Raw genomic sequence first — 25,527 nt, forward strand, 5'->3', positions numbered from 1 at the left:
CCGTCAGGAGAGGCGGAAGCGGGGCGCCTCGGCGTCGGAGAGGTCGAGGTGCGGGGTGACCGGGGTGCCGGGGTCCCGTTCCGCCGCCGCGCGGGCCACTCCGGCCAGGTCGCCGGCGGCGGCGACCTCGCCCAGGGTGACCATCGTGGGCGGAAGCATGGTCAGCTCGCCGGCCTCCGCCCGGGCCAGGGCGTCCGCCGGGCGCAGCCACAGCGTGTGGTCGGCCTCGCCGGAGACGTCCCGGGTCCGCTGCCCCTCCGGCAGCAGGGCGACGAAAAAGTACGTGTCGAAGCGGCGCGGCTCGAACTCCGGGGTGATCCACCGGCTCCACGGCAGCAGCAGGTCGGACCGGAGCGTGAGGCCCTTCCCGGCCAGCAGGTCGGCGAAGCCGGCACGCCGGGCCACGAGATCCTGCCGGGCCGCCTCCCAGTCGTCCCCGCTCACGTCCCCCACCACGGTCCCGCCGTCCGGGCCGGCCAGCAGCACGCCCGCCTCCTCGAAGACCTCCCGGGCCGCGGCGCACACCACCGCCTGCGCGGCGGCCGGGTCGAGGCGGAGGCGCTCGCCCCACCCGGCCGGCGTCGGGCCGGCCCAGCCCAGGTGAGCCTGCGAGTCGGAACGGTCCACGCCGCCGCCGGGAAAGGCGTACATCCCCCCGAAGGTCATCGCGGCCACCCGGCGGATCAGGTAGACCTCGAAGTCGGCGCCGGCCGGGCGGAGCAGCAGCACGGTGGCGGCCACTCGCGGCACGGCCGGCACACCGCCCTCGGCACGGAACCGGCGGGCGTGCTCCACCAGGGCAGGAGGTGCGGCGAAGCCGTCGATCGTCATGCCCCGAGCCTAGTTCCCGTCCAGTGGATCATGCATTCGGCGACGGGACGGTGTCAGACCGGGTCGCTACGGACCCCGATCTTGGAGACTTGCCGTTCGCCACGAACGTCAACTTCCAAGATCTCGCCGGCAAGGCGGCGTCCGGCGCCGGTCGGCGCCACCTCGCCAAGAAGCGGCCGGGAGGGCCCCGGCTGGCACCGATCGACACGCTCACAGTCGGGCGCATCTGGGATGCCGCAGAGGTCAGGGCATACGCCGAACGACGCGGCCAGCGCCTCGCCGACGAGGAGTAGCCAACCCCGATCTCGATCCGGGGCATCCGCGAGGAGCGGGCTCACGGGGCTGCGCGCACCGACGCCGCATGGCAGGGTCGTGGCCCATGATCGATGAGTTCGCGAAAGAGTACCTGCACCACGACCTGCGCCACATCCGCGAGACGATGCTGTGGAAGCTCGACGGATTGTCCGAGTATGACGTCCGCCGCCCCCTGACCGCGACGGGGACCAACCTCCTCGGCCTGGTCAAGCACCTCTCGTTCACGGAGGCCAGGTACTTCGGCGAGGTCTTCGACCGGCCGTTCCCCGAGCCCCTGCCCCGGTGGGACGCCCCCGACGACGGCACCGACATGTGGGCGAGCGAGCACGAGACGCGCGAGGAGATCATCCAGCGCTACCGGCGGGTGTGGGAGCACTCGGACGCGACGATCGACGCCCTCGCGATCGACTCGCCCGGCCATGTGCCCTGGTGGCCACGCCCCAACGTGAAGCTGTTCAACATCCTGGTCCACGTGCTCACCGAGACGAGCCGGCACGCCGGTCACGCCGACATCCTGCGCGAACAGCTCGACGGCTCCACGGGGGCGGCAGCCGAATACGCCCACCTGGAACCCGACCGGGCGACCTGGGCGGCGCGGGTCGCGACGATCGAGGCGGCCGCCAGAGCAGCGGGCGCGCCGCGCTGAGCTTCCCGACGGGTGGATCTTCGTCCCGCCCGTGCGACGGTCCGGGATAGCGTGCCGGCATGACGCGTTCAAGTCACGCCACCGGTGCGGTAATCACGGATGCGGCAGGCGCCCAGCTAGAGGGGCTGTGAGAGGCCCTAGAAATGCCAAACAGCCCCGGCCTAGTTGGACTAGGCACCGGGGCCGAGCGGGCGCGGGAAGGGGTCCTGCGGGGGTCAGGCGCGACGGCGGCGGCTCGTCGGAACGGGCCGACAGGCCGGGTGGCGTACGGGGTGCGGCTCGCCGAGCTGGTCGGCGATCCACGCGCACAGGTCGTCGATGAGGTCGGGCGGGAAACGGGGCGGCGTCGGGTCGTCTCCCTCGTGGGCGCTCATGGGGTCGGAGGATACGCCGAACGCCCCGCCGGAGGAGTCGTCTTTTACGGCGGCGGGTCCTACTTGGAGACCCCGCGCTCGTCTATCCGATTTGAAGTGGTTGGGCCGTGAGATCGGCGCCTCGTGCGCCGGTTCACGTCAGCGCGCCCAAGTTTCCCTGTGTCAGCTTCGGCCACTACAGTTTCAAGCATGCCGGAGATGGTGCAGCCCCACGTCAAGCTGATCGCGTGGACCCAGTTCCAGGCCCCGGACGACGTGCCGTGGTCGACCGACGCCGAGGGCGACCAGGCGCTGACCGACGCCCAAGGCGGCCGAAGCCTCCGGTGAAACAACGACGGCACCCGTTGACGCGGGTGCCGTCGCGAAGAAACACCCGTTGACGCGGGTGCTTAGTTACGAGCAGTTCAAATCCGTTCGCCCAAGAACAGAGGAGGTCCTACTCGCATGTCCACCACTCTACGACCCGGCGGGAGCCGACGTAAGAAGCACCCCCGGAACCGTGGTGTGTCGCATCTCTGGCTAACCCTAATCATGGCAGCGGGTTTCGCCGGTTACCTCGCCCTCCAGTATCCGCAGGTGCAAACGCCGATACTCGTCGCCGTGGGAGTCCTCACCGTGCTTATCCTGATGGTCGACCGGGACCGGGACCGGGAGTAGCGACCGCCGAAGGCCCCCGGCTGACCGGAACGACTCCGGCGGCCGGGGGCTTCTGCATGTCCAACCTCGGCGGTGCGGCTGTTCACCAACGACTTCAGCATGGACATGTTCATGGTCGACCCGACGAACCTCGTCGACTTAACGACTACCGGCATCGCCGACGACCCGAGGCTGCACAAGAAGGTCGTCGGCGACCAGGGGCCGGCACCTCCACGCCCTGCCGACCACCGGCATCATCGACGTCTTGAACCTGCGCCTGTTCATCGGCGACCAGGGCTTGGACTACAACATTCAGATCGCCTACCTCGACTTCCTCTACGTGGTGAAGCTACGCACCCTCGAGTACAACCTGAGGCTGCACAAGAAGTTCGTCGAGGCGGCCGGGGACGCTCGCGGGGTGGTGGGGTGCGGGTGCAGGCGGTCAAAACCCGAACGTCTCTCGCTCGGTGGGCGCAGTTGGCCGGTAGATGGCGTCGGGGTTGGCCGCGATCCACGCGGCGGCCAGGGCGTCCCAGTCACGGCGGCCGTACCGCATCGCGTAGAGGCGGGCCTCTACGTAGACCATCCAGGGGTTGACGGTCGGCGCGTCGGTCGTCCAGCCGGTGTTAGCTCGCCGGGGCTGGACGCGGGCCAGCGGGTCGAAAGGCGGCGCGGTCTCAGGGCGCGCGGCGTACCACGCTCGGGCGGCGGCGACGGTGAGGTCGGCGCGGTCGACGCCGGCCGGGAGCAACGTCGCCGCGTATCGCTGGGCCGCTCTCCGGACGGCGTCCAGGGTGCGCGAGGCGTCGTCGGGGCCGTCGGGGTAGTCGGACGGTCGGAAGGGCGGCCACTGGCGGCCACCGAAGGCGACGGCGACGGCGGCTTCGCGCCCGCGGCCGGCGCGGAGGGCTGCGCGGCGGCTCATCCGTTCCGCCTCCAGCGCTGGCCGACGAGAGCGCGGCCAGCATTCGACGCGGCCGACGGCTCGGCGAGGTGCAGGCCGACGCTACGGAGGGCCGTCACGGCGGCGGATCGCGCCATGCGGGCCTCGCCGACGAGCGGGTTAGCGACGAGCTGGCCTCGGTAGCCGGGGACGATCCACTGGTCGCCGATCGCCTCCTCGGCGCGGTCGGCCAGGGATACGAGCTTGACGGCCTGGACGAGGGCGCCGAAGCCGACGGCGGTGATCGTGTTGCCGTTCTCCTCCAGGACGTCGTGCCAGAGGTCCAGGGCGTCGGACGTGAGGCCACCGGGCGGGGTTACGGAGGGTGATTCGGGAGGGTTGGGGACGGGGGTTAAGTCCGTTTCACGCATGGATTCTCCAAAGTGTGCAGAGGGTCGACACGTATGGCGAGGCCGCCACGCTAAGCCGCTTCGGTGTCGGGCCGGGTCGGGCAAGGGCCCCTTCCCCACCCCTGGTCACGCTGAGTGAAGTTCACGCAGAGTCAGTCGTCGGCCAGCTCGGCCACGCGGTCGAGAGTGAGGGCGTGGCCGAGCGGCACGGGGTCGCCGACGCGCTCCAGGTCGACGGCTCGACGTGCGTAAGACGTCTTACGCATGAGGGCGACGCGCCGCGCGCACGGCGACGCCGGCCCAACCTCGCCGAGGGATAGCGAGGCCGGGCCGGGTGCCGGGGCAGGGGCAGGGGCAGGGGTGGGCCGGGGTGGGGTGGGGTGGGGTGGGGTGGGGCGTCAGTCGTCGGCGGCCTGGGCGTCGGGTGCGGTGCCGGCCTCGGCGGCGGCGATCGTCGACTGTGCCAGGACGAGGCGAGCGACCTCGCGGCTGATGGCCGACGGCGTCTGCGCCTTCACGTACGGGGCGAGCGCCGGGCTCAGCCCGTAGTGCGCGAGCCGCTGCTCGACGAGGTCGTCTCGGGTGAGGCGCTTCTCGGTCTCGCGGTGGCGAGCGATCTCGGCGGCCTCGGCGACGGCGCGGTCGGCGCGCTCAGTGGTGCGGTTTACGTCCGGCATCGTTACGCCTTCGTCTCGTAGCGGCCCAGGGCCGGGTTCCACACGATGCCGCCGGCCTTCGGCGCGTCGGGGTCGTCGTTGAAGTGCGCGAGCCGGGCACCGCGGCCGAGGTCCGGCGCGGCGAGCGGGTCGGCGGCGTACGCCTCGGCCGGGATACCGGCGGTCGCCGTGCGGACGTCCCGCCAGGCTTTGTCGACCCGGGCCGACAGGTCGTCGCGGGTGATCGCGTCCTGCCGGGAGACCTTCGCGTAGTGGTCGCCGACCAGCGCGACCATTGCGCGGCGGCGGTCGACGTTCGGCTCGACGTGGGCGGCGACCGTATCCAGGTTGGCGGCGGCCAGCATGACGGCGCGCGCACGGGCGTACGCGTCGGCGGCCTCCTGGGCGGCCCGCTCGGCCTTGGCGGCCAGCTCGGCGAGCGGCGCCAGGATGATCGGCCGCAACTCGGCGCGGTGGGCAGGGATGCTTGCCTCGGCGGCGCGAGCGGCGACCTGGGCGCGGCGGGTACACGCCCTTACCTCGGCCTGGGCGTGGGCGAGCCGGGCGGCCGTGTGCGCGGGGTCGATCGCGGCCGGCAGCTTGGCCTTACCGTCGCGGATCGCGGCGGCGATCTCGGCCTTGTTGTCGGCGGCGGCGTCGTTGATCTCGTCGATCTTCGCGAGGGCCGCGCGAGTCGCGTCCTGGGCGTCGTCGAACGCGGCGAACGTGTCGCGCACGGCGGCCGGGCATCGGGGGTCCGCCAGGACGGCGGCGGGCAGGGTGGCGTCCAGGGTGACGAATTGGCCGTAGGTGTGCATAGGGGCGGTTCCTTTCGTGGTGGGCGGTTACTGGCCGTCGGCCGGGCGGTCGGCGGCGGGGTCGACGTAGGCGTAGACGGGCGTGCCGCACAGGACGGCGACGAGCCGGTAGCCGGCGCTCATCGTGGCGACGGACGCGGCGTTTACGGGCCGCTCGTGAGTGGAGGTCGGCGGGGCAGCGGGCAGGCGAGTCGACCGGCGCGGGTTGCGGGTCGCGGAATTGCGGCGGGGCACGGCGGGTTCCTTGGGGGTCAGGCGGTGGGGCGGATGAGGTTGCGGCGGTGGCCGTGTTCGCTCTCGGCGACGATCTCGGCAAGGGCGCGAGCGACCCGAGCGTCGGGCCGGGCGACCGGCGGCGGGGTCGGTAGGTCGGGCGCCGACGAAGGCGGGCGGCGGTAGTCACGGGGCATTGGGCGGAGTCCTTCGCGGGGTGTGCGGGGTGTCGGGGTCGGTCATGGGCGGGCCTCTCTGGGCAGGGGCGACGGCCCGACCTCGCGGGGAAGCCGGGCCGTCGAGCGGGCGGGACTACATGGCGCGGTGACGGGCGAGCCGAGCGAGTCGGGCTTCGCGCTCCTCGGGCGTCGCGGGCGGGAGGAGGTCGAGCGACAACCCGTCCGAGCGGGCGGTCGTCTCATCACGCGGGGAAAGAGCGAGGTCTTCTGTTCTCGGACCGAACCCGAACCCGGACTGTGGACTCCCCTTAAGGGGGGAGTCCGAGTCCGGGTTTAGTTCGGAGGATTTACTTGGACTAGTCCGGGTTGAGTCCGGGTTTAGTCCGGGTTCCGGGTTAGGTTCGTCGGCCCGGAACGGCCGTGCGGACACGAGCCGCGAGCCGCCGCCCCGTCCCTGGCGCCGCTCCTCGGTGACGTAGCCCTCCTCGACCAGCAACGCGAGCGCCTGGGCCTTGCCGGCAGTCGCGCCGGGTACCTCAGCCTTGAGGGCCGTCCGCGTGGCTTCGGTATTCGTCTCGATCCACTGCGAGATGCGCTCCATAAGGACCGTCGGCCGGAAGGGCCTCGCCTCGCCTGTCTCGGCGTCGTACGTCTCGGGGTTGTCGACCACGTAGGCCGTGCGGCCCGGCGTCGTCGAGTCCAGGACGACCCGCGCGGCCTCCTGGGTCCGGTCGGCCTTCGACCACATGCCCGCGTGCGACCGCACCCAGCCGGGCCGGTCCTTGGCGACGCGGAGAACGATGATCCCTCGCTTGCCCGGCGCGATCGGCTCGACGGGGGCGACGTTGTACGCGATGCCGTCAAGTCCCGCCATCTTGTGCTGCGACCCGATCGCGAACCGGCCGCGCCCGTCGTTGGACTTGGTGACGTGGTCGACGCACACCACGGCGGCCGTCGTCTCGTCGGCGATGCGCCGGGGCACGGCTCGGATGAACTCGGCGACCTCGGTCCCGCTGTTCGGGTCGAAGCCGTAGACCATGAGCGCGTCGGTGATTCCGTCGACCGTGGCGAAGCGGTAGCGCTCGCGGAGAACGCCGGCGAACTCCCGCTCGGCGTCGGTGCCGGGCAACGGCTTCTCGCTCGGGCGGATGTACGTCAGGCCGTCGGCCAGTACGCCGAGCGGCACGCCGAGGGCCAGTAGGCGACGCCCGACGGTCTGTAGGTCGCTCTCAAAGTCGACGAACAGCGCCCGCTCGCCCGCGTTCAGCGCCTCGGCGGCGGCCAGCAGGGCGACCCAGGATTTACCGGACTCGCTCTCGCCCATAAGCCAGTGCACGCGGCCGGGGTAGAACAGCGCGATGCCGTCGGCGCGGCGCAGAATCTCGGTCCGCTCGGGCTCGTAGTCGCCGGACAGGGCGGCCAGGACGTCTTGCGGCGCCCAGCTCGTCGCGGTCTTGCCGGCGCTCTCGTCCATCTTCAGGGCGTGCCGGACGGAGAACGTCGTCTCGCTCGCGCCGGGCAGGACGTCGGCGGCGGCCAGGTCCAGGCCAGCGACGATCGCCCCGGCCGAGCAACTACCGGACAGGCACCACACGCGGGCCGTGCCGTCGTAGTCCGGGTCGAGGTGGAGATACCGCCAGCGGTGGCAGACGGGGCACATGCCGGTCCGCCGGAACGTGAGGCCCTCCTCGGACCGGGCGTCGGACCGCTTGGCGATCGTGTCGAAGGCGGTCATCAGTGGCCCGCCTCGGAGGGGACCGGCCCCAGGTCGAGCACCGGGCCGACGTGTGGCCGGCGGTGGACCGTTCCGCCGAACATTGCGAGGGCGACGTCGCGGAGTTCCTTACGCGTGAGCGGCTTGGGCGCGTTGACGCCGCGCAGGGGCGGATATTCGCGGAGGTGCGCGAGGCGGTATGTGGCGTCCAGCTCGTCGAGGAAGAGGCGAGGGCGGCGGCCGTCCGGCGCGTTGACGTACTGGCCGTTTACACGCGCCCGGTCGCGGGCGTCGAGCAGGACGGCCTGGGCGACACGGGTCCGCTCATCGTTGCGGAACTTGGCCCACGCGACGGGGTCGGCGGCGATCACTGGGATGACTCCTTCAGAGCGGCGAGAATGCGGGCGGCCTCGGGCGAGGTCTTGGCGTACGCCTCCAGGCGGTCGACGACGTCCAGGCGCAAGAGCTGACGGCCGCGGTAGGCGGCCTGATTGCATCGGGCCGAGCAGTAGATCCGGCGCGGGTCGGCGTCCTCGGCGATCGGGTGGTCGGGGTTCCACTGGCAGGCACGCATGAGCGACCTCCTTTCGGTTTGTTATCGAGGAAGGGCAAGAAAAAGGCGCCCCCGCCGGGGAGCCAGGGCCCAGCGGGGGCACCAACGCGAGCGGGCCACCGTCGCCAGAGGGATAGCCGCTTGCGTGCATTGGGGGCGAGCAAGCGGGCCGGCGCCCACCTTCGAAAACACCGGCCCGCCGCGCTCAAACTCGCGAGCGGCCTCGCCCAGAGGCACCGCGAGGAGCAGAGGGGAAAACCCCTCCTCACTCCATAGCAATACGGCGACAGGCCGAGGCCTCGGCGTCAGTAGTTCGCCGGGAAGCCGGCCAGCGCCTCGGGGTGATACTCGGCGAGCCACTGGGCCGCGGGGTCGTTGCCGCGACGTCCGGCGGTCCGCTCGCAGTACCCGTCGGGGACGAAGCCCGACGCGGCCAGGCTGAAGACGGCCAGGCCTTCGCCGTGGACTTCGGCGGCCAGGTCGTCAACGTCGTACGTCCAGTCATCTACCGCGCGCCGGACTTCGACGCGGGGACGCGTCGCACGCCGGGCAACAAGCTCGCGGACGTGGTCGGGCACCTCGACCGGCGGGGCGGCATCGCGCGCGCGGTAGGCCCGCTTGTCCTCGGTTTTCTGCGCGCGGCGGCACGCCGGGTGATAGGTGGGCCGGCGGCCTCGGCCTGAGTAGGTGATCCGCTCGTGGCAGACCGGACACGGGTCGGGGAGGAGGATTTCCATGGGTGGGCTCTTTCGGGGCTAGGGCCGTCGGGTGCGGCCCTCGTAAGTCAGGGCGCCGGGTCGCGCGCTGGAGCGCTGCGGGGTCCGACGTTGTTAGCTGGCCGTTGTCGGCCGTTTGCGAGTCGGCCACGCGACGGGCTGTGGGCTCGGTCACCGGGCCTATGCGCCAGCGGGGGGGCGAGCGGTTCACGTCCGCCGCTGGCGCATGGGCTAGCGGCTCCCGGTATTCAGAACCGCTGTCGACCGGCCCACGCGGTGCTCTCGGTCCCATGTGTATTGACCATTGATGGGACTATCGATGTGTGGGGGATGCCATCGCTTGGTACGGCGCGGTCCTGTCGACTGCCTCGCTGTTCGTTGCGTTCATGGCCTGGCGCAGTTCTGGTCCTCGGACCAAGGCAAGAGTCCTGATCGTGGAGCCGCCAGACGGGCGCAAGCTGCACGTCGAAGTGACGAACACCGGGCGAGCTGACGTCTCTATCGACGAGATTTGCCTCGCGTACGGAGTCCCGTCGCCGAATTCGGTACTAGAGTCACTACCTCGTCACATACGGGCCGAGCCGCTGGAGGGGCCAGCCTTACCACATCGCCTACTCGCCGGCTCCTCGTCTACTTGGTGCATCTCGCCCGCCTCGCTGGAGTCGAAGCTCGGCCATCAACTCGAAAGGTCGGACAAGATTTTTGCGGTCGTCCATACCGCGCACGGCAACGTCAAGGGGGACGTCGTGTTTCCGGGGGCGATCATCCCCGTGTACGTCCGCCGCGCCGCCGGCTGGCTGGATCGCTTCGATCGAGCCATTGCTCGGCTTGACGAGAGACAAAGACGGTGGGAGGGGCAGGGCCGGGAGCGCCTTCGGCGCTGGGATGAGCGCCTAGACGCGTCGGAATCCCGACACGAGGATTGAGCCGAAGCCGCCCTCGGCGGTGTGCCGGGGCGGCCTCGGGGACGGTGCGGGTCAGTCGGCGAGGGGGTGTTTAAACCCGTCCAGCGGGCCGGTCACAGGCCGGTCGTGCTGGGTCTTGTTCAGGACCTCGGCCCAGGCGTCGACCATCGGGCGGCCGTCGCGGGCGAACTCGCGGAGGATGTCCTCCACGATCTCGCGCACGATTCCGGCCACTTCGCTGAGGCCCGGCCGGGGAAGCCAGCCGATCGCGGTCCAGTCCTTCCTGGTGAGGTGGCCGACGACCTCGCCGACGCAGCGGATCGTGAAGATTTCGCCCACGCCGGTGTAGTCGTGCGACGGGTAGGCGGGCGGGGCATAGACAAGCTCGGCCGGTTGCGGTCTCCAGGGCATCGGGGCTCCTCGGTTGGGCGGGACGGGGCCGGCGGCCGTGGTGGACACCGGCCCCGCTGGCGGACGTTAGGCGGCGGCTACGACAAGAGCGGGCGTCGCGACAGACTGGCGCGGCCAGTGTCGCTGCGCCGTGCGGACACTGACGCCGAGGTCGGCGGCGACGCTCGCCGGGGTCGCGCCCGGCGCGGCGGCAGCGTCGCGGATGACGTCGGCGGACGACAGTCGCGACGGGCGGCGGGTCGGTGTCACGGCGGCGACCGGGGCGACGACACGGGCGGACGACAGATCGGCGACGGGGGCCGGGGGCACGTCGGCGACCGGGGCGGGCGTCACGTCGGCCACCGGGGCGACGACACGCTCGGGCGTCGCGGTGTCGGCGACGGTGGCGGGCGACGACGAGAAGACGAGCTTGACCAACGCCATAAAGGCCAGCGCCGGGACGGCCGACAGGATGCCGCCAGATAGGCCCGGCTTCGCGACGGCCAATTGCGCGGCCAGCGACAGACCGGCGGCGACGACGAGAAGCGCCAGCGGGTAGCCGGCCGGCTTGGCGGCGCGGCGACGTCGGCGGATGTCCAGCAGCGCGGCCACGGGGACGAGCTCGGATATGCACGCGTTGGCCCAGCCGAACCAATCCGGCGTACCGGCGGGGCTGTTGGTCATCGTCCAGTCGTGGACGTGTGTAAACGACGCTGCGCCAGCGGCCAGGCCGACGACGAGCAGGATCGCCACGAGGACGACAGACTCGGCCCGCTCGGCGCGGGTCGGTCGGTAGGTAGGCTCGGACATAGCGGAACCTCCAGAGTTCCGTTAGGGCCTCGGCAGCGCTGCAATCGCTCGCCGGGGCCTGCCTTATTCGGGGGTCAGTTCTCTTCCGTCGGGCGCACCCACGCGATCGAGACGCGGGACGCAACCGGCGTCCGGCGTCCGAGCGTGGGGGCTTTCGCGACCGTGATGCGGCGGACGAACAGAGCGACCATGGCGCGCCGTTCAGGCAGGGCGGCGCGGTCCCACCACGAGCCGGGGCCGATCGGGTCCTCGCCGGGCTCGCCGAGCCATTCCCCGATCGGGAGGGTCGGCGAGGCGGTGGCGTCGATGGCGGCAAGCTGGGCGGTTAGCGTCTCGATCCGCCCGCCGAGGGCGCGCTCCTCCTCCAGGAAACGGCGCTGGCCGATCGTCCCCGAGTAGCCGCCCTTCTTGCGGTCGTCGTACAGCGTGTCGAGGCTGCGCTCGGCGTCGTCCAGCTCGCCCGCGATCGCGCCACGCTGGGCGGCGGTCGCCGGGTCGGCGCTGGCGAGGCCGAAGAGGCGCGTAGCTTCGGCGATCGTCTCCAGGACGTCGAGGTCGTCGGCGGTGTCGGCGGTGGCGATCAGGGCGAAGATGCGCCGGGCGACGTAGTCGTCTAGTAGGTCCTGCTGGACGGTGCAGTCTCCGGCGTGCTGGTCGGGCTGACGCACTCCAACGGGCCGAGTGCACCGATACGCAGACCATCTGAGACTGTCGTTCCGGCGGTGCGACTTCATCCGTGCGCCGCACCCGCAATGCAGGATTCCGAGCGATGACAACAGCGACGGCGCGGGGGATGCGGTGGGGGCAGTCTGCGGCGTGCGGCCTGCGAGCCGGTCCTGTAGCTCGTACCAGGTCGCCGGGTCGATGATCTCGGGGTGCGCCTTGACGGGCTTACCCTCCTCGTCGCGGATGATCCGGTAGCCAGCGATTCCTGTGCTCTTCCGGCCGTCCGGGCGGACGGTGTAGACCACCTCTGCGCCGAACCCGGCGATGCGTGGGTCGCGCAGGATGCGCGCGAGGGTCCGGGGCGACCACTGGCTACCGGCGTCTACCTTGCCGACCGTGGCACCTCGCGTCGGCACGTCGGATTCGTTGAGCCACCTTGTGACTGCCAGCAGCGGTGCCGGACGGACCGGGTCGAGCACTCGGGCGACCATGTCGCGAATCACGGCGGCTTCGTCGTCGCGCCGGGTGAGGATCTGCACGGCGATCGGGCGCCCGTCGGCGTTCGTGCGAGTCTCGGGGCTCAGCGCGAACCCGTATGGTGGCTTCCCCGAGGTGTACCCGCCGAGGGCCTTGGCGGCGTCCTTCGCGCCCTTGACGGCAATGCTCTTGTTCTTGGACTCACTGTGCGCGGCGTCCAGGCGCATGATCAGGTGGATGAGATCCATAAGGTTGCCCTTGCGGAACTCGCCCTCGGTGACCGAGATGATCGTGACGCCTCGGTTAAGGAGGTCGGTCACGACCGGGATCGCGTCGAGGGGGTCCGCACGGGAGAAGCGGCTCACGTAGTAGACGATGATCGTGTTTACACGCCCGGCGCGGCAGTCGGCGATCAGTCGCTCAAAGCCGGGACGCTCGGCCCCACTGAACGCGGAGATGCCGAGGTCTTCGTAGCTACCGACCCAGGTCGCCTTCATCTGCTCGGCGCGGGCACGATTGGCGTCGCGCTGGGTCGCGGGGGATGCCTCGGACTTGTTCTCGCGGGCCTTGGATTGCCGGACGTAGCCGGCGGCGCGTACTTGAAGGGGTGACATGGTCGCGAAATATACCCCCGGTGGCATGACACGTTGGGGAATCCTGGCCACCGGAACCATCGCCGCCCGCTTCGCCGAGGACCTGCGGCTGGTGCCGGGGGCCGAGCTGGTGGCGGTCGGCTCGCGTACCCGGGAGAGCGCCGAGCTGTTCGCGAAGCGGCACGGCATCCCCCGGGCGTACGCCTCCTGGGCGGAACTGGCCGCGGACCCGGACGTGGACGTCGTCTACGTCGCCACCCCGCACGCCGCGCACCACGAGGCGGCCCTCACCTGCCTGGCCGGCGGCAAGGCCGTGCTGGTGGAGAAGCCCTGCACGCTCGACCTGGCCACCACCACGGAGCTGGTCGAGACGGCCCGCGCCCGTGGCCTCTTCCTCATGGAGGCCATGTGGATGCGCACCAACCCGCTGATCCTCCGGGTGCTGGAGCTGATCGCGGACGGCGCGATCGGTCCGGTGACGCACGTCCGGGCGGACTTCGGCGTGGCCGGCCCGTTCCCGCCGGAGCACCGGATGCGGGCCCGCACGCTGGGTGGTGGCGCCCTGCTCGACCTCGGCGTCTACCCGCTGAGCCTGGCCCACCTGCTGCTCGGCGTGCCGCAGCAGGTGCACGCCTGGGCGCAGCTGGGCCCGGAGAAGGTGGACGAGAACACGGGCATTGTCCTGGGCTGGGACTCGGGGGCCGTCGCGACGCTGAGCTGCGGGATGGTCGGCGCCACCGCGATCACCGCCGCCGTCACCGGCACGACCGGGCGGATCGACCTGCCGGAGCCGTTCTACCGGCCCGATGCCGCGGTGCTGCACCGGCTCGGCGCCGAGCCGGAGACCATCTCCGCCGACCTGACCGGCGGCGGCTACCAGTACGAGGCGATCGAGGTGCAGCGCTGCCTCGCGTCGGGGCTGATCGAGAGCCCGCTGGTGCCGCACGCCGCCACCCTGGAGGTGATGGGCCTGCTGGACGACATCAAGGCCCGGATCGGCGTCACTTACGCGTGAGGAAAGGGCCCCTTCTTAACACCCCAGGGCGGGCTGTTAAGAAGGGGCCCTTTCTCTACCGGAAGCGTTAATAGGGGGCCCTTCCTTACGGCTCAGAACAGCGGGCGGACCAGCAGGTACGCCAGGCAGGCGATGGCCGCGGCGGCCGGGAACGTGATGATCCAGGCGATCACGATGTTGCCGGCCACGTTCCAGCGGACCGCGGAGAGCCGCTTGGTCGCGCCGACACCCATGATCGCCGAGGTGATCGTGTGGGTGGTGGAGATGGGGGCCTTCAGCACCAGGGCGTTGAAGTAGAGCACGGCGCTGGCCACGGTCTCGGCCGCGAAGCCCTCCGCCGGGCCCAGGTCGATGATCTTCCGACCCAGGGTCCGGATGATCCGCCAGCCGCCCGCGTAGGTGCCGGCCGCCAGCATGGCCGCCGAGGTCCAGAACACCCACTGCGGAATGTGCGTCTTGTTGTCCTGGTAGCCGCCGGTGTAGAGGGCCAGCACGATGATGCCCATGGTCTTCGCGGCGTCCTGCATGCCGTGGCCGACCGACATGGCGGCGGCCGAGGCGGTCTGCGCCCAGCGGAAGCCCCGGTTGAGCTTGCCGGGCTGCCCCTTCCGGAACAGCCACAGGATGCCCAGCATCACCAGGAAGCCGAGGATCAGGCCGACCACCGGCGACAGCACCATCGGGATGAGGACCTTCTCGACGATGTTGCCCCACTGCACGACGCCGTCGGCGGCGAAGAGGGTCGCCCCGACCAGGCCGCCGAAGAGGGCGTGCGAGGAGGACGACGGCAGGCCGAAGTACCAGGTGATCAGGTTCCAGGCGATCGCGCCGAGCACGCCGGCGAAGACCACCCCCAGGCTGGCCACCCCGGGCGGCAGGGTGACCAGGCCGTCGCCGACCGTCTTGGCCACCCCGGCGCCGAAATGCGCGCCGACGAAGTTGCCGACGGCGGCCAGCGCGAGGGCGATCCGGGGGGTCAGCGCCCGGGTCGAGATGCTCGTGGCGATCGCGTTGGCCGCGTCATGGAAGCCGTTCGTGTAGTCGAACGCCATGGCGACCGCGATCACCGCCAGCACGGCGATGAGTTCGGGGGTCACGGGATCAGGACTCCTTGACCGCGATGGTCTCGACGGTGTTGGCGACGTGCTCGAAGGCGTCGCAGGCGGCCTCCAGCTCGTCGGCCACCTCCTTCATCTTCAGCACCGTGAGCGCGTCGTACTCACCGCTGAAGAGGCGGACCAGCAGCATCCGGTACGCCTGGTCACCGTCGTTCTCGAGGCGGTTGCACTCGATCCAGTAGTCCTCGAGATCCTTCATCGACTTCAGCCGGGGCATCGCCTCGGCGGTCAGCTTGGCCTGCTGGTCGAGGACGTTCACCAGCTCGTGCATCTCGCGCGGCAGCGAGGGCAGCTTGGTGAGGCCGTAGAGGTAGAGCAGGTTGCCGACCGCCTCCAGGTGGTCCATCACGTCGTCGAGCAGCGAGCCCAGACGGTAGATGTCCTCCCGGTCGAACGGGGTGATGAAGGTGGAGTTGATCTTCTTGTACAGCTCGTGGGTGATCTGGTCGCTGTCGTGTTCGATGTCGGTGAGCCGCTCGCTCACCGACTGGATCTCGACGTCCGGCAGGCCCAGCTCGTTGAGCAGCGCGGTCCCCTTCACCAGGTTCTGCGCGGCCCTGGTGAAGAGCTCGTAGAAGGCGCCCTCGGTGGGGCGGAAGGAAAACTTCACAGCACGGACCTCGTCGTGTCGGTGGAAGGGTGGCCGTCGCCCCGGAGGACGCCTGCTCTGCGCATGCTAGGGACCCCGTGGAACCGGGCAGCCGTCGGCCCACCCCTGGTCAGGCCCGATTCACCGCTCGTTCACCTGCTGTTCACCTTGCCCCGACCCGCCCTCGCTCCGCAGCCGGTCCCGCTCCCGCGCGAGGTCGAAATCGGCAGGCGGATACCCCAGATCCAACCCGTCGAACGTCTCCCGGAGCAGGTGCGCCACCGCCCAGTCGCGGTACCACTTCCGGTCCGCCGGCACCACGAACCAGGGCGCGGCGTCCGGGCCGCACCGCTCGATCGCCTCGGCGTACGCCGCCTGGTAGTCGCCCCAACGGGCCCGGGTGTCCAGATCGCTGGGGTTGTACTTCCAGTGTTTCGTCGGGTCGGTGAGCCGCTCCATCAGCCGCTCACCCTGCTCGGCGTGCGAGATGTGCAGCATGACCTTCACCACGGTCACCCCGTTGCCGGCCAGCTCCCCCTCGAATTCGTTGATCAGGTCGTAGCGGCCCCGCCAGGTGGCCTCGTCGACCAGGCCCTCCACCCGGGCGATGAGCACGTCCTCGTAGTGCGAGCGGTTGAACACACCCACGTAGCCGGGGGGCGGCAGGGCCTGGCGGATCCGCCACAGGAAGTCGTGCCGCCGTTCCTCCTCGGTTGGCGGCCCGAACGAGCGGATGTGCAGCCCGAGCGGGTTCATGGCGCCGGCCACCCGCTTGACCGTGCCGTCCTTGCCACCGCAGTCCATGGCCTGGAGCACCAGCAGCACCCGACGCGGCCGGTCGCCGGCCAGATGGGCGCCGGCCTGGGTGGGTGCGCTGGTCGCGCTGTCCGGGCCGGCCGCGCTCTTCGCGGACGCGAACAGCATCTCCTGCTGCCGGCCGAGTTCCGCGCCGAGCAGCTCGACCTGCCCCCGCGCCCACTGCTTGCGCCCCTTGCCGTGCCCGGCCGCCGCGGGCAGCCCCGGGGTCGACCGGGGATCCACCGCCGCCAGGTCCACCGGGCCCGGGCCGACCCGGAGCAGTTCCCGCATCGACCCGCCCTCGGGCCGCACCACGTCGTCGCCACCGCTCATCCCACGATCCTCACCCAGCCCGCCGGTCCCCGCCTCCCGAGCGATGTCACACCGGGCGGGCCGCGGCGCATCCAGAGGTACGGGGAGAATGGGGACTCCGGGCGGGAGGAGCGCGACGTGCACGAGCGGGCGGCGGAGTTCGAGGCGGAACGCGGGCATCTGTTGGCGGTGGCGCAGCGCATGCTGGGCAGCCGCAGCGAGGCCGAGGACGCGGTGCAGGAGACCTGGCTGCGCTACGAGGGCGCCCTCGCCGACCCGGCCGCCCGCGAACAGGTCCGCGACCTGCGGGGCTGGCTCACCACCACCTGCTCCCGGATCTGCCTGGACGTGCTCCGGTCCGCCCGGGTGCGCCGCGAGGCGTACCCCGGTCAGTGGCTGCCGGAGCCGGTGGTGCGCGCGGCGCCGACGGCGGACGGTTTCGCCCCCGACCCGGCCGAGCGGGCGGTCCGGGCCGACCAGCTGGGCACCGCCCTGCTGGTGGTGCTGGAGCGGCTGACGCCCGAGCAGCGGGTGGCGTTCGTGCTGCACGACGTCTTCGCCGTGCCGTTCGCCACGGTCGCCGAGGTGCTCGGCACGACCCCCGCGGCGGCCCGGCAGCTCGCCTCGCGGGGTCGCCGCGCGGTCACGGCGCCGAATGTCACCCGGCACACCGCCGACCTGGCCGAGCAGTACAAGGTGCTCGCCGCGTTCGTGGCGGCGGTCGAGTCCGGCGAGCTGGACCGGCTGGTCGAGGTGCTCGCGCCGGACGTGGTGGTGGTCGGCGACAGCGGCGGCCACTTCCCGGCCGCCCGCCGGCCGGTGGTCGGCGCCGAGCTGGCCGGCCGCTTCCTCCTCGGCCTCTTCGGCCAGGCCGCGCGGTACGGCGACGTGCACGCCCGGCCGGTGCTGGTCGACGGCGCGCTGGGCTGGCAGGCGGAGACGGTGTTCCGGGACGGGCGGCCGCTGCGGATGGTCACCTCGTTCGCCGTGCACGAGGGGCGGGTCACCGGCGTGTTCAACCAGCTCAACCCGGAGAAGGTGGCCCACCTGAGCGGCGTCGGGGGCGAGGACTGGCCGCCGCGCTTCTGACGGCCCGGCTCAGACCACCAGGGCCAGCCACTTCCGGTAGGAGGTGGCGAACGGCTCGGTGCCGTCGTCGAGCGCGCCGAGCAGCCAGCGGGCCGCGGCCTCGGCCTCGGCCACCACGTCGTCGGGGTAACCCCAGCGGGCCCGGTGCTCGGCGAACTCGTCCTCGTCGCGCAACTCGACCAGGCCGGTCTCCCGCCGGCGCACCACGTCCAGGTCGAGATCGACCAGGTGGACCGTCTCCTCACCCTCCCAGCGGGCCGGGGTGGCGATGTCGCAGTAGACCTCGCTGGTGCGCGGGGGCGGGTTGAACATGCCGGTCCACCAGCCCTGTCGGGGCACCAGCAGGACGAACGGGATCCGCTCCACGGAGGGCCGGCCGTGGTAGACCGACTCGGTGCCGGCCGGGACGCCGAGCCAGACACCGAGGTCGTCCTCGGCGAGGCGGCGGGCCGGGTAGTCGCGGTGTGCGCTGCCGTCGTACTTGCGGTAGATCACGCGGACCACGTCGCTCGGCATGACTGGCACCCTAACCGATTCCGGCCACGCGACGCGATCGGCAGGTAACCGGACGCGACCTGCCCGGCCACGCCACGCGGCGGAGCGACCCACCCCCTGTCGGCCCAGCCGGGTACGGTCGCACGGTGACCGCGCCCCGCACCGCCACCGGCCCCGTTCCGAAGAAGCGCCGGGGCGGCCGGCCCGGCGGCGGCGAGCTGCTGGCCGCGGCGGTCGGCGCGGTCCCCGGCGGCGCGGCCCGGCCCGGCCAGCAGCAGATGGCCGAGGCGATCGAGCGCAGCGTCGCCACCGGCGAGCACCTGCTGGTGCAGGCCGGCACCGGCACCGGCAAGTCGTTGGCCTACCTGGCCCCGGCGCTGACCGTGGACGGCCCGGTGGTGGTCTCCACCGCCACCCTGGCGTTGCAGTCCCAGCTGGTCGACCACGACCTGCCCCGGCTGGCCGACGCGGTCGAGCCGGTGCTCGGCCGCCGCCCCACCTTCGCCGTGCTCAAGGGGCGGCACCACTACCTCTGCCTGGCCCGGCTGGACAGCTCGGTCGAGGAGGAGCCGGAGGACGCTCTCTTCGACGCGCCGCGCCCCGCCGGCGGGAAGTGGCTCGGTGAGGCGGGCCGGCTCGGCAAGCAGATGCAGCGGCTGCGCGACTGGGCGGAGAAGACCGCCACCGGCGACCGGGACGAGCTGGACCCGGGCGTGGACGACCAGGTGTGGCGGAGCATCTCGATGCCGGCCCGCGAGTGCGTGGGGGCCACCCGCTGCCCGTTCGGCCAGGAGTGCTTCGCGGAGGCGTCCCGGGCCCGCGCCCGCGAGGCCGACATCGTGGTGACCAACCACAGCCTGCTCGCCGTCGACATGATCGCCGGCCGGCACATCGTGCCGCCGCACAAGCTGCTCGTGGTCGACGAGGCGCACGAGCTGGCCGACCGGGTCTCCTCGGCGGCGCAGGCCGAGCTGGAGCCCCAGCTCATCGACCGGTCCGCCCGCCGGGCCCGGCCGCTGCTCCGGCCGGAGGTGGCCGAGCGCCTCACCGAGGCCGGCGACGCGCTGGCCGTGGGGCTGGCCGAGGCGCCGGCCGGGCGGCTCACCGCCGGCCTGCCGCCCGCGCTGCGCGAGGCGTGCACCCTGCTCGACGCGGCCACCCGGGCGGCGCTGGAGGCGATCGGCGACGTCAAGGCCGACGACCCGGACCCGGTGCGCAAGCAGCAGGCCAAGGCTGTGCTGGACGAGCTGTCGAAAACCGCCCAGCGGCTGCTGGAGGAGGCCGACCACGACGTGGCCTGGGTGGAGAAGCCGGAGAACGGCAGCCGCCGGGCGCTGGTGGTGGCGCCGCTCTCGGTCGCCGGCACCCTCGCCACCCACCTCTACGACGAGCGCACCGTGGTCGCCACCTCGGCCACCCTGGCGCTGGGCGGCCGGTTCGACACGGTGGCCCGGGCGCTGGGGCTGGACGCGCCGCCGCCCGCCCCGCCGTCCCCGGCCGCCGCCGCGCTGGCCACCGCGGCCGCCGCCGGCCGCGCCGGCACCACGCCCCCGGTGGCGAGCACCGACGGCAGCAGGGCGGCGATCGGCACGGTCCCGGCCACCGAGGGGCCCGGCTGGACATCGCTCGACGTCGGCTCGCCCTTCGACTACGCCCGGCAGGGCATCCTGTACGTCGCGGCGCACCTGCCCCGGCCCAGCGTGTCCGGGCTGCCGGAGGCGGCCGGCGAGGAGCTGCTGGCGCTGGTCGGTGCGCTGGGTGGGCGTACGCTCGGGCTCTTCTCCTCGCGGCGGGCCGCGCAGCAGGCGGCGGAGCTGCTCCGCGCGCGCACCGACCTGCCCGTGCTGCTCCAGGGCGAGGAGGCGCTGCCGCTGCTGGTCCGCCGGTTCCGCGAGGAGCGGGAGAGCTGCCTGTTCGGGGTGATGTCGCTCTGGCAGGGGGTGGACGTGCCGGGCGACGCCTGCCAGCTCGTGGTGATCGACCGGCTGCCGTTCCCCCGCCCCGACGAGCCGCTCGCGGCGGCCCGGGCGGCGGCCGTCGACGCCGGCGGCGGCTCCGGTTTCGCGGCGGTGAGCGTGCCGATCGCGGCTGTCCGGCTGGCCCAGGGGGTCGGCCGGCTCATCCGGGCCACCGGCGACCGGGGTGTGGTGGCGGTGCTCGACTCCCGGCTGGAGACCGCGCGGGGCTACGGCTCGTTCCTGCGCCGCTCACTGCCCCCGTTCTGGTACACCACCCGCCCGGACGTGGCCCGGGGCGCGCTGGAGCGGCTCGGAAAGAGCTGACGCCCGCGCCTCCCCCGGGCAGGGGCGACGCGGGCGTCCAGGGCTGCGTGCGGTCAGGGGGCCTGGGAGGCGACCACCACGGCGTCCGGCGGGGTGTCCGGCACGGTCCGCGCGGCCAGGCGGCGGATCGCGGTGTTGAGCACGGCGATCAGCGGCACCGCGACCAGCGCGCCCGCGATGCCGGCCAGCACCACCCCGGCGGCGATGCCGATGATCACGGCGAGCGGGTGGATGGCCACCGCCCGGCCCATGATCAGCGGCTGGAGCACGTGCCCCTCGACCTGCTGCACACCGATCACCACGCCCAGGATGATCAGTGCGGTCACCGGGCCGCTGTCGACCAGCGCCACCAGCACGGCCACCACGCCGGACAGGAAGGCGCCGACGATCGGGATGAACGCGCCCAGGAAGACCAGCGCGGCCAGCGGGAACGCGAACGGGATGTCGAAGATGACGAGGAAGATGCCGATGCCCACGGCGTCGATGAAGGCGACCAGCACGGTGGCCCGCACGTAGGCGCCGAGCGTCCCCCACGAGGCCCGGCCGGCGTCGTCCACCTTCCAGCGGGCGTTCACCGGCAGCAGCCGGACCAGGAACCGCCAGATCCTGCTGCCGTCCCGGAGGAAGAAGAAGGTCGCGAAGAGCACCAGGACCGTGCCGGTGAGCACCTCGGCAAGCGTGGCCGCGGTGTTGAGCGCCCCGCTGGTGAACTTCTCCGTGTTGTCGTTGATCCAGCTCTGCGCCTCGTCGATGTAGCGGTTGAGCTGGCCGTCGGAGAGGTGCAACGGGCCGGTCTTGAGCCAGTTCTGGATCTGCCGGACGCCCTGCGACGACTTCTCGCTCAGCTCCGGCACGCCCTGGATGAACTCGTTCACCACGAGGGTCAGCGTGCCGATCACCGCGACCAGGCCGCCGACCAGCACCACGCCGGTGGCCAGCGACCGGGGCAGGCGGGCCCGGAGCAGCCAGCCCACCGCCGGGGCGAGCAGCGCGGAGAGCAGCAGCGCGACCGCCAGCGGGATGATCACGATGCGGATCGTGCCGACGATCTTCAGCACGGACCAGGTGACGATGCCGACGACGATGAGCCGCCAGCACCAGGCCGCGGCGATCCGCAGCGCGTGCGGCACCTCCACGTCGTCCTGGCTGGTGGTCGAGGAGTGCACGGGGGCCGGGGGCTCCGCGCCCACCACCGTCGCCGTCGGGGGCGCCACCGGGCCGGGCGAGGAGGGCGAAGCCACGCGCTCGGCCGTTTCGGCCCGCCGGGCCCGCGCCGACTCACGGCCGGACTCGTATGCGCGGCGGAGCCGTCCGCGCATCCGCTCGAAGCGACTCAAGCGCACCTCCCGCAAACTGGTCCGCCCACGACACAGGGGGGACAGGATACGTCCATCCGCCCCACCCTAGGGCGACTGCGCCACACATTGCCCCCCGGTCGCCCCGCCCAACCACAGCGGAATCGACCGGCGGGCACGCGGTAGCGTCTTCGCGTGACCGCCGACCAGAACCTCGACGCCGGCCTGCCGATCCGCCTGCTGCACGACCGCGTGCTGGTGCGCACCGAGAACGGCGAGGGGGAACGCCGTTCCACCGCCGGCATCGTGATCCCGGCCACCGCGGCCGTCGGCAAGCGGTTGGCCTGGGCCACCGCCGTGGGCGTCGGCCCGCACGTCCGCTCCATCGTCTCCGGGGACCGGGTGCTCTTCGACCCCGACGACCGTTCCGAGGTCGAGCTGCACGGCCGGGCGTACGTCCTGCTCCGCGAGCGGGACGTGCACGCCGTGGCGGCCGAGCGGGTGGACAAGGAGCCGACCGGCTCGACCGGCCTCTACCTGTAGGCGCGGCCCCCGCCGTTTGCCGCGCTGCCCGGCGGGAAGCCCCAGGCACGACCGCGCCCTGGGGAGGGACCATGCCGATCGTCGTGAAGAAGATCCTGACCTGGGGATTCGTCGCGTTCCTGATCTACTTCATGGCGTTCCGGCCGGACGGCGCGGCCCAGCTGTTCAAGGGCATCGGGGTGGCCCTCATGGCCATCGCGCAGGGCCTCGGCGACTTCCTCACCGGCCTGATGACCTGACCCCCCTCCTCGCTCCGGGATCAGGCCGGGGGCCAGGGGGCCGCGGAGCGGTGGCCGTGCCAGCCGGACGGGCCGTAGCCGGGCGGGAAGGCCGGGGGCGGCGGCGGGGCCAGCACCACCGGGATCGGCACCACGGGCTCATCCGGGGCCTCGACCGGGCGCCGCGACCCGTCCGGGAAGCGCAGGTGGTAGCGCTGCCCGTCCCAGACCCCGACCGGCGCCTGCGGGTCCCGGCCCACGAAGAACGCCCGGTACGCCCCGATCGCGTCGAGCAGCTCCCGCTCCTCCCGTGCCGTCCGGTCCCGCTCGGCGGGCTTGCGGTCCAGGCCTCGGCGCATCCCGTCGCGCAGCAGGGCCAGCCGGGTGGCGGCGAACTGGTAGCCGCGCATCGCCTTGACCCCGCCGTCACCGGCCACCCGCCGGGCCCAGCTGCGGGCGGCGTGCCGCCGGCCCAGGCTGCCCAGCGCGGCCACCTCCGGCGGGGTGAGCCAGCCGGCCCGCACGTAGTCCGGCAGGGTGCGCTCGGTGAGCCGCCCCTCCCAGGCGCGCAGCCAGACGGCCAGCCCGACCATCCCGAAGAAGATCGGCACCATCACGCCGATGTAGCCGTAGAGCGCGATCAGCGGCTGCCCGGTGGCGGCGGCCAGCGAGGGCAGCAGGTTCCAGGTGCCGTGCAGCATCATGGCCAGCAGCAGGCCGGCGATCGGGGCGAGGAACCGCACCCGCCGGTCGGCGGTGCGCGCGGCGACGCCCAGCCCCACACCGGTCATCGAGGTGAACAGCGGGTGGGCGAAGCCGAAGAGCAGGATCCGCACGATGAAGATGGCGATCACCTGGCGCGCGCCGGTCGCCGGGCCGTACTCCTCGACGCCCGTGCGGTAGCCGTAGCCGCCCAGGTAGAGGATGTTCTCCACCATGGCGAAGCCGACCGCGGAGAGCCCGCAGTAGACCAGGCCGTCGGTGACCCCGGAGAACTCCCGGCGCCGGAAGATCAACAGCAGGAGCGGGCCGGCCGCCTTGGTCAGCTCCTCGATGAACGGGGCGACCAGCACGGCGGTCAGCGCCGCGGGCAGCCCCCAGTCGTCGAACAGCCGGGCACCGGTCTCGTTGACCAGCAGCGAGATGGCGGTGGAGACGAACGCGCCCCAGGCGAAGCAGAAGATCAGATATTTCAGCGGCTCCGGCTCGTAACGGTCGAGCCAGAGGAAGCAGGAGACCAGCACCGGCACCGGCAGGATCGCCGCGAGCACGCCGACCAGCAGCGCCTCCGCGCCGAGACTCTCGCCCAGCGTGAAGACCATGAAGACCGCGCCGGCGGCGATGAGCAGCACCACCCCGGCCAGCGCCAGGAACCGCCGCCAGCCGAGCCGGCGCAGCGGCATCCGGGGGGCCGGCGACCCGGGCGGGACGGCGGGCGCGGTCGGCGGCGGCGGCAGGGCTCCGCCGGGCGGGGTGACGGCCATGCGGTCAGCGTAGTCACCCGCGACCCACTGGTCCGGTCGCATCGCGACCGCTATGCTCCCGTTCAGGTCACGAGCGCCAGCGTCAAGCCCCGGCTTGCTGGCCGGCAACCCTCGTCGAGTTCGCGGTGGGGTGCCCCGGGTGATGACCGGGCCCAGCCCGAACCGCGTGCTGGGCAAGCGCGGACCCCGTCCCGGTGCCCACCCACCCGGGGTCCCCCTGGACCCGGGAGGCTCCGGCATGACCGTCACCCTCGTACCCTCGCTGCCCACGCTCGTCACCCCGAGCCGGCCGGACCCGCTCGGCGTGCTCGGCGTACCGGGGGAGATCAACCTGGACCACGCCGCCAGCGCGCCGTGCGCGCGGGCCGCGGCCGACGCGGTGGCCGAGCTGCTGCCCTGGTACGCGAGCGTGCACCGCGGCGCCGGCGCCCTGTCGCGGCGCTGCACGCTGGCCTACGAGCGGGCCCGGCAGACGGTCGGCGACTTCCTGGGCGCCCGCCCCGACGACCACGTGATCTTCACCCGGAACACCACCGACGCGCTGAACCTGCTGGCCCGGGCGCTGCCCGCCGGGACCACGGTGGTCACCTTCGCCGGCGAGCACCACGCGAACCTGCTCCCGTGGCCGCGCGGCTCGGTCCGGCTCCCGGTGCCGGACGGCCCGGGCGGCGCGGTCCGCTCCCTCGACGCCGCCCTGAGCGAACTGTCCCGCGACGCCCGCCCCGGCCTGCCCGTGCTGGTCGCGGTGACCGGCGCGAGCAACGTGACCGGGGAGCGCTGGCCGGTGGCCGACCTGGCCCGGGTGGCCCGCCGGCACGGCGCCCGGATCCTGGTGGACGCCGCGCAGCTCGCCCCGCACGCCCCGGTGGACCTGGCGGCGCTGGACGTCGACTACCTGGCGCTGTCCGGCCACAAGCTGTACGCCCCGTTCGGCGCCGGCGTGCTGGTCGGCCGGGCGGACTGGCTGGACGCGGCCGCGCCGTACCTGGCCGGCGGCGGGGCCACCAGCCACGTCGGGGCGGCGACCCACGAGGTGCGGTGGGCCACCGGCCCGGCCCGGCACGAGGCGGGCACCCCGAACCTGCTCGGCGCGGTGGCCCTGGCGGCGGTGTGCGCGGCGCTGGCCGATGCCGACCGCGACGCGCTGCACGCCCGCGAGCAGGCGCTGGTGGGCCGGCTCCGGGCGGGCATCGCCGCCCTGCCGCATGTGGTGGAGTTGCGCACCTTCGGGCCGGCCGCGCCCCGGGTGGGCATCGTCAGCTTCGTGGTCGCCGGCCGGGACTCCGCCGAGGTGGCCGCCCACCTGGCGACCGCGCACCGGATCGGCGTCCGGGACGGCCTGTTCTGCGCCCACCCGCTCGCCCGCCGCCTGCTCACCGAGGCGGCGACCCGCAGCGGCCGCCGCGACCTGCCCCCGACCGCCCTCCGCGCCAGCCTCGGCCTGGGCACCACGAGGTCCGACGTCGACGCCCTCCTGACGGCCCTGTCCACCCTCCCCTGAGCC

The 25,527-nt window shown here is 72.7% G+C and carries 29 protein-coding genes, 1 pseudogene and 1 riboswitch; of the genes and pseudogenes, 10 read left to right on the forward strand and 20 right to left on the reverse strand.

Annotated features, from left to right (window positions below; genetic code table 11):
• Positions 1-3: 3 nt before the first annotated feature.
• Positions 4-831 (reverse strand): NUDIX hydrolase, encoded by an 828-nt coding sequence (locus ABZS80_RS08800; RefSeq protein WP_355055170.1) that lies wholly within the window; start codon positions 829-831, stop codon positions 4-6.
• A gap of 89 nt (positions 832-920) precedes the next feature.
• Between ABZS80_RS08800 and ABZS80_RS08805 the strand changes: the two genes are divergently transcribed.
• Positions 921-1,124: a hypothetical protein gene (locus ABZS80_RS08805; RefSeq protein WP_355055171.1), complete on the forward strand. Its 204-nt coding sequence runs from the start codon at positions 921-923 to the stop codon at positions 1,122-1,124.
• Between the two features lie 86 nt (positions 1,125-1,210).
• The gene (locus ABZS80_RS08810) at positions 1,211-1,792 is read left to right on the forward strand and encodes a DinB family protein (protein ID WP_355055172.1); all 582 of its coding nucleotides are present in this window, start codon (positions 1,211-1,213) and stop codon (positions 1,790-1,792) included.
• 215 nt (positions 1,793-2,007) lie between these two features.
• On the opposite strand, the gene ABZS80_RS08815 is transcribed toward ABZS80_RS08810, so the two are convergent.
• Positions 2,008-2,166 carry a hypothetical protein gene (locus tag ABZS80_RS08815; RefSeq protein WP_355055173.1) on the reverse strand — a complete coding sequence of 53 codons (159 nt, stop codon included), beginning with the start codon at positions 2,164-2,166 and terminating at the stop codon, positions 2,008-2,010.
• A 198-nt stretch (positions 2,167-2,364) separates the two neighbouring features.
• Between ABZS80_RS08815 and thyX the strand changes: the two are divergent.
• Positions 2,365-2,466, forward strand: a pseudogene (gene thyX, locus ABZS80_RS08820) (FAD-dependent thymidylate synthase); the annotation flags it as partial.
• A 231-nt stretch (positions 2,467-2,697) separates the two neighbouring features.
• On the forward strand, positions 2,698-2,823 hold the full coding sequence (locus tag ABZS80_RS08825) for a hypothetical protein (protein ID WP_355055174.1): 126 nt from the start codon (positions 2,698-2,700) through the stop codon (positions 2,821-2,823).
• Between the two features lie 421 nt (positions 2,824-3,244).
• On the opposite strand, the gene ABZS80_RS08830 is transcribed toward ABZS80_RS08825, so the two are convergent.
• From ABZS80_RS08830 to ABZS80_RS08885, 12 genes are all read right to left on the reverse strand, one after another.
• A complete protein-coding gene (locus tag ABZS80_RS08830; RefSeq protein WP_355055175.1) occupies positions 3,245-3,727 on the reverse strand; it encodes a hypothetical protein in 483 nt (160 codons plus the stop codon).
• Complete coding sequence (locus ABZS80_RS08835; protein WP_355055176.1) at positions 3,724-4,116, reverse strand: hypothetical protein; 393 nt, start codon at positions 4,114-4,116, stop codon at positions 3,724-3,726. Before ABZS80_RS08835 ends, ABZS80_RS08830 begins: the two co-directional genes overlap by 4 nt.
• Before the next feature lie 377 nt (positions 4,117-4,493).
• On the reverse strand, positions 4,494-4,772 hold the full coding sequence (locus tag ABZS80_RS08840; protein WP_355055177.1) for a hypothetical protein: 279 nt from the start codon (positions 4,770-4,772) through the stop codon (positions 4,494-4,496).
• Positions 4,773-4,774: 2 nt separating this feature from the next.
• A complete protein-coding gene (locus ABZS80_RS08845; RefSeq protein WP_355055178.1) occupies positions 4,775-5,569 on the reverse strand; it encodes a hypothetical protein in 795 nt (264 codons plus the stop codon).
• A gap of 251 nt (positions 5,570-5,820) precedes the next feature.
• On the reverse strand, positions 5,821-5,979 hold the full coding sequence (locus ABZS80_RS08850; protein ID WP_355055179.1) for a hypothetical protein: 159 nt from the start codon (positions 5,977-5,979) through the stop codon (positions 5,821-5,823).
• Between the two features lie 115 nt (positions 5,980-6,094).
• On the reverse strand, positions 6,095-7,555 hold the full coding sequence (locus tag ABZS80_RS08855; protein WP_355055180.1) for an AAA family ATPase: 1,461 nt from the start codon (positions 7,553-7,555) through the stop codon (positions 6,095-6,097).
• A 140-nt stretch (positions 7,556-7,695) separates the two neighbouring features.
• Positions 7,696-8,046 carry a hypothetical protein gene (locus tag ABZS80_RS08860; RefSeq protein ID WP_355055181.1) on the reverse strand — a complete coding sequence of 117 codons (351 nt, stop codon included), beginning with the start codon at positions 8,044-8,046 and terminating at the stop codon, positions 7,696-7,698.
• Complete coding sequence (locus ABZS80_RS08865) at positions 8,043-8,249, reverse strand: hypothetical protein (RefSeq protein WP_355055182.1); 207 nt, start codon at positions 8,247-8,249, stop codon at positions 8,043-8,045. Before ABZS80_RS08865 ends, ABZS80_RS08860 begins: the two co-directional genes overlap by 4 nt.
• A gap of 284 nt (positions 8,250-8,533) precedes the next feature.
• Positions 8,534-8,965, reverse strand: coding sequence for a hypothetical protein (locus ABZS80_RS08870; RefSeq protein ID WP_355055183.1), 432 nt, complete (start codon positions 8,963-8,965; stop codon positions 8,534-8,536).
• A gap of 956 nt (positions 8,966-9,921) precedes the next feature.
• Positions 9,922-10,260: a hypothetical protein gene (locus ABZS80_RS08875; protein ID WP_355055184.1), complete on the reverse strand. Its 339-nt coding sequence runs from the start codon at positions 10,258-10,260 to the stop codon at positions 9,922-9,924.
• 66 nt (positions 10,261-10,326) lie between these two features.
• Positions 10,327-11,049 (reverse strand): DUF2637 domain-containing protein, encoded by a 723-nt coding sequence (locus ABZS80_RS08880; protein ID WP_355055185.1) that lies wholly within the window; start codon positions 11,047-11,049, stop codon positions 10,327-10,329.
• Between the two features lie 74 nt (positions 11,050-11,123).
• Complete coding sequence (locus ABZS80_RS08885; protein WP_355055186.1) at positions 11,124-12,806, reverse strand: recombinase family protein; 1,683 nt, start codon at positions 12,804-12,806, stop codon at positions 11,124-11,126.
• 25 nt (positions 12,807-12,831) lie between these two features.
• On the opposite strand from ABZS80_RS08885, the gene ABZS80_RS08890 reads away from it, so the two are divergent.
• Positions 12,832-13,800 (forward strand): Gfo/Idh/MocA family oxidoreductase, encoded by a 969-nt coding sequence (locus tag ABZS80_RS08890; protein WP_355055187.1) that lies wholly within the window; start codon positions 12,832-12,834, stop codon positions 13,798-13,800.
• Positions 13,801-13,892: 92 nt separating this feature from the next.
• Here the strand turns inward: ABZS80_RS08890 and ABZS80_RS08895 are convergent, their stop codons facing one another.
• The 3 genes from ABZS80_RS08895 to ABZS80_RS08905 form a co-directional block, all read right to left on the reverse strand.
• On the reverse strand, positions 13,893-14,897 hold the full coding sequence (locus ABZS80_RS08895) for an inorganic phosphate transporter (RefSeq protein ID WP_355055188.1): 1,005 nt from the start codon (positions 14,895-14,897) through the stop codon (positions 13,893-13,895).
• Between the two features lie 4 nt (positions 14,898-14,901).
• The gene (locus tag ABZS80_RS08900; protein WP_355055189.1) at positions 14,902-15,528 is read right to left on the reverse strand and encodes a DUF47 family protein; all 627 of its coding nucleotides are present in this window, start codon (positions 15,526-15,528) and stop codon (positions 14,902-14,904) included.
• A 120-nt stretch (positions 15,529-15,648) separates the two neighbouring features.
• Complete coding sequence (locus tag ABZS80_RS08905; protein ID WP_355055190.1) at positions 15,649-16,638, reverse strand: PPK2 family polyphosphate kinase; 990 nt, start codon at positions 16,636-16,638, stop codon at positions 15,649-15,651.
• Between the two features lie 117 nt (positions 16,639-16,755).
• On the opposite strand from ABZS80_RS08905, the gene sigJ reads away from it, so the two are divergent.
• Positions 16,756-17,706, forward strand: a complete 951-nt coding sequence (sigJ, locus tag ABZS80_RS08910) for an RNA polymerase sigma factor SigJ (RefSeq protein WP_355055191.1) — start codon at positions 16,756-16,758, stop codon at positions 17,704-17,706.
• A gap of 9 nt (positions 17,707-17,715) precedes the next feature.
• On the opposite strand, the gene ABZS80_RS08915 is transcribed toward sigJ, so the two are convergent.
• Entirely contained in the window at positions 17,716-18,222 is a 507-nt protein-coding gene (locus ABZS80_RS08915) for a DUF402 domain-containing protein (protein WP_151463380.1), read from the reverse strand.
• A gap of 125 nt (positions 18,223-18,347) precedes the next feature.
• On the opposite strand from ABZS80_RS08915, the gene ABZS80_RS08920 reads away from it, so the two are divergent.
• Positions 18,348-20,483, forward strand: coding sequence for an ATP-dependent DNA helicase (locus ABZS80_RS08920; protein ID WP_355055192.1), 2,136 nt, complete (start codon positions 18,348-18,350; stop codon positions 20,481-20,483).
• 53 nt (positions 20,484-20,536) lie between these two features.
• Here the strand turns inward: ABZS80_RS08920 and ABZS80_RS08925 are convergent, their stop codons facing one another.
• Positions 20,537-21,802: an AI-2E family transporter gene (locus ABZS80_RS08925; protein ID WP_355055423.1), complete on the reverse strand. Its 1,266-nt coding sequence runs from the start codon at positions 21,800-21,802 to the stop codon at positions 20,537-20,539.
• A gap of 171 nt (positions 21,803-21,973) precedes the next feature.
• Here ABZS80_RS08925 and ABZS80_RS08930 point away from each other — a divergent pair, with 171 nt between their 5' ends.
• Both ABZS80_RS08930 and ABZS80_RS08935 read left to right on the forward strand, forming a co-directional pair.
• A complete protein-coding gene (locus ABZS80_RS08930; protein WP_355055193.1) occupies positions 21,974-22,321 on the forward strand; it encodes a co-chaperone GroES in 348 nt (115 codons plus the stop codon).
• Between the two features lie 71 nt (positions 22,322-22,392).
• Positions 22,393-22,560 carry a hypothetical protein gene (locus ABZS80_RS08935; protein ID WP_192579869.1) on the forward strand — a complete coding sequence of 56 codons (168 nt, stop codon included), beginning with the start codon at positions 22,393-22,395 and terminating at the stop codon, positions 22,558-22,560.
• Between the two features lie 20 nt (positions 22,561-22,580).
• On the opposite strand, the gene ABZS80_RS08940 is transcribed toward ABZS80_RS08935, so the two are convergent.
• Complete coding sequence (locus tag ABZS80_RS08940) at positions 22,581-24,065, reverse strand: PrsW family intramembrane metalloprotease (RefSeq protein WP_355055194.1); 1,485 nt, start codon at positions 24,063-24,065, stop codon at positions 22,581-22,583.
• Between the two features lie 23 nt (positions 24,066-24,088).
• Positions 24,089-24,209, forward strand: a riboswitch (SAM riboswitch).
• Between the two features lie 52 nt (positions 24,210-24,261).
• Here ABZS80_RS08940 and ABZS80_RS08945 point away from each other — a divergent pair.
• On the forward strand, positions 24,262-25,524 hold the full coding sequence (locus tag ABZS80_RS08945) for an aminotransferase class V-fold PLP-dependent enzyme (protein ID WP_355055195.1): 1,263 nt from the start codon (positions 24,262-24,264) through the stop codon (positions 25,522-25,524).
• Positions 25,525-25,527 lie beyond the last annotated feature (3 nt).

Origin of the sequence: Micromonospora sp. NPDC005305 (assembly GCF_040607315.1) — a bacterium.
Classification (GTDB): Bacteria; Actinomycetota; Actinomycetes; order Mycobacteriales; family Micromonosporaceae; genus Micromonospora.

Excerpts from the sequence above, each read along its gene's own strand:
- ABZS80_RS08945 (WP_355055195.1), top strand. The coding sequence starts at position 24,262 with ATGACCGTCACCCTCGTACCCTCGCTGCCCACGCTCGTCACCCCGAGC.
- ABZS80_RS08810 (WP_355055172.1), top strand. The coding sequence starts at position 1,211 with ATGATCGATGAGTTCGCGAAAGAGTACCTGCACCACGACCTGCGCCAC.
- ABZS80_RS08845 (WP_355055178.1), bottom strand. The coding sequence starts at position 5,569 with ATGCACACCTACGGCCAATTCGTCACCCTGGACGCCACCCTGCCCGCC.
- ABZS80_RS08925 (WP_355055423.1), bottom strand. The coding sequence starts at position 21,802 with ATGCGCGGACGGCTCCGCCGCGCATACGAGTCCGGCCGTGAGTCGGCG.
- ABZS80_RS08840 (WP_355055177.1), bottom strand. The coding sequence starts at position 4,772 with ATGCCGGACGTAAACCGCACCACTGAGCGCGCCGACCGCGCCGTCGCC.
- ABZS80_RS08825 (WP_355055174.1), top strand. The coding sequence starts at position 2,698 with ATGGCAGCGGGTTTCGCCGGTTACCTCGCCCTCCAGTATCCGCAGGTG.
- ABZS80_RS08885 (WP_355055186.1), bottom strand. The coding sequence starts at position 12,806 with ATGTCACCCCTTCAAGTACGCGCCGCCGGCTACGTCCGGCAATCCAAG.
- ABZS80_RS08815 (WP_355055173.1), bottom strand. The coding sequence starts at position 2,166 with ATGAGCGCCCACGAGGGAGACGACCCGACGCCGCCCCGTTTCCCGCCC.
- ABZS80_RS08875 (WP_355055184.1), bottom strand. The coding sequence starts at position 10,260 with ATGCCCTGGAGACCGCAACCGGCCGAGCTTGTCTATGCCCCGCCCGCC.
- ABZS80_RS08940 (WP_355055194.1), bottom strand. The coding sequence starts at position 24,065 with ATGCGACCGGACCAGTGGGTCGCGGGTGACTACGCTGACCGCATGGCC.
- ABZS80_RS08905 (WP_355055190.1), bottom strand. The coding sequence starts at position 16,638 with ATGAGCGGTGGCGACGACGTGGTGCGGCCCGAGGGCGGGTCGATGCGG.
- ABZS80_RS08935 (WP_192579869.1), top strand. The coding sequence starts at position 22,393 with ATGCCGATCGTCGTGAAGAAGATCCTGACCTGGGGATTCGTCGCGTTC.
- ABZS80_RS08830 (WP_355055175.1), bottom strand. The coding sequence starts at position 3,727 with ATGAGCCGCCGCGCAGCCCTCCGCGCCGGCCGCGGGCGCGAAGCCGCC.
- ABZS80_RS08835 (WP_355055176.1), bottom strand. The coding sequence starts at position 4,116 with ATGCGTGAAACGGACTTAACCCCCGTCCCCAACCCTCCCGAATCACCC.
- ABZS80_RS08890 (WP_355055187.1), top strand. The coding sequence starts at position 12,832 with ATGACACGTTGGGGAATCCTGGCCACCGGAACCATCGCCGCCCGCTTC.
- ABZS80_RS08800 (WP_355055170.1), bottom strand. The coding sequence starts at position 831 with ATGACGATCGACGGCTTCGCCGCACCTCCTGCCCTGGTGGAGCACGCC.
- ABZS80_RS08850 (WP_355055179.1), bottom strand. The coding sequence starts at position 5,979 with ATGCCCCGTGACTACCGCCGCCCGCCTTCGTCGGCGCCCGACCTACCG.
- ABZS80_RS08915 (WP_151463380.1), bottom strand. The coding sequence starts at position 18,222 with ATGCCGAGCGACGTGGTCCGCGTGATCTACCGCAAGTACGACGGCAGC.
- ABZS80_RS08865 (WP_355055182.1), bottom strand. The coding sequence starts at position 8,249 with ATGCGTGCCTGCCAGTGGAACCCCGACCACCCGATCGCCGAGGACGCC.
- ABZS80_RS08880 (WP_355055185.1), bottom strand. The coding sequence starts at position 11,049 with ATGTCCGAGCCTACCTACCGACCGACCCGCGCCGAGCGGGCCGAGTCT.
- ABZS80_RS08870 (WP_355055183.1), bottom strand. The coding sequence starts at position 8,965 with ATGGAAATCCTCCTCCCCGACCCGTGTCCGGTCTGCCACGAGCGGATC.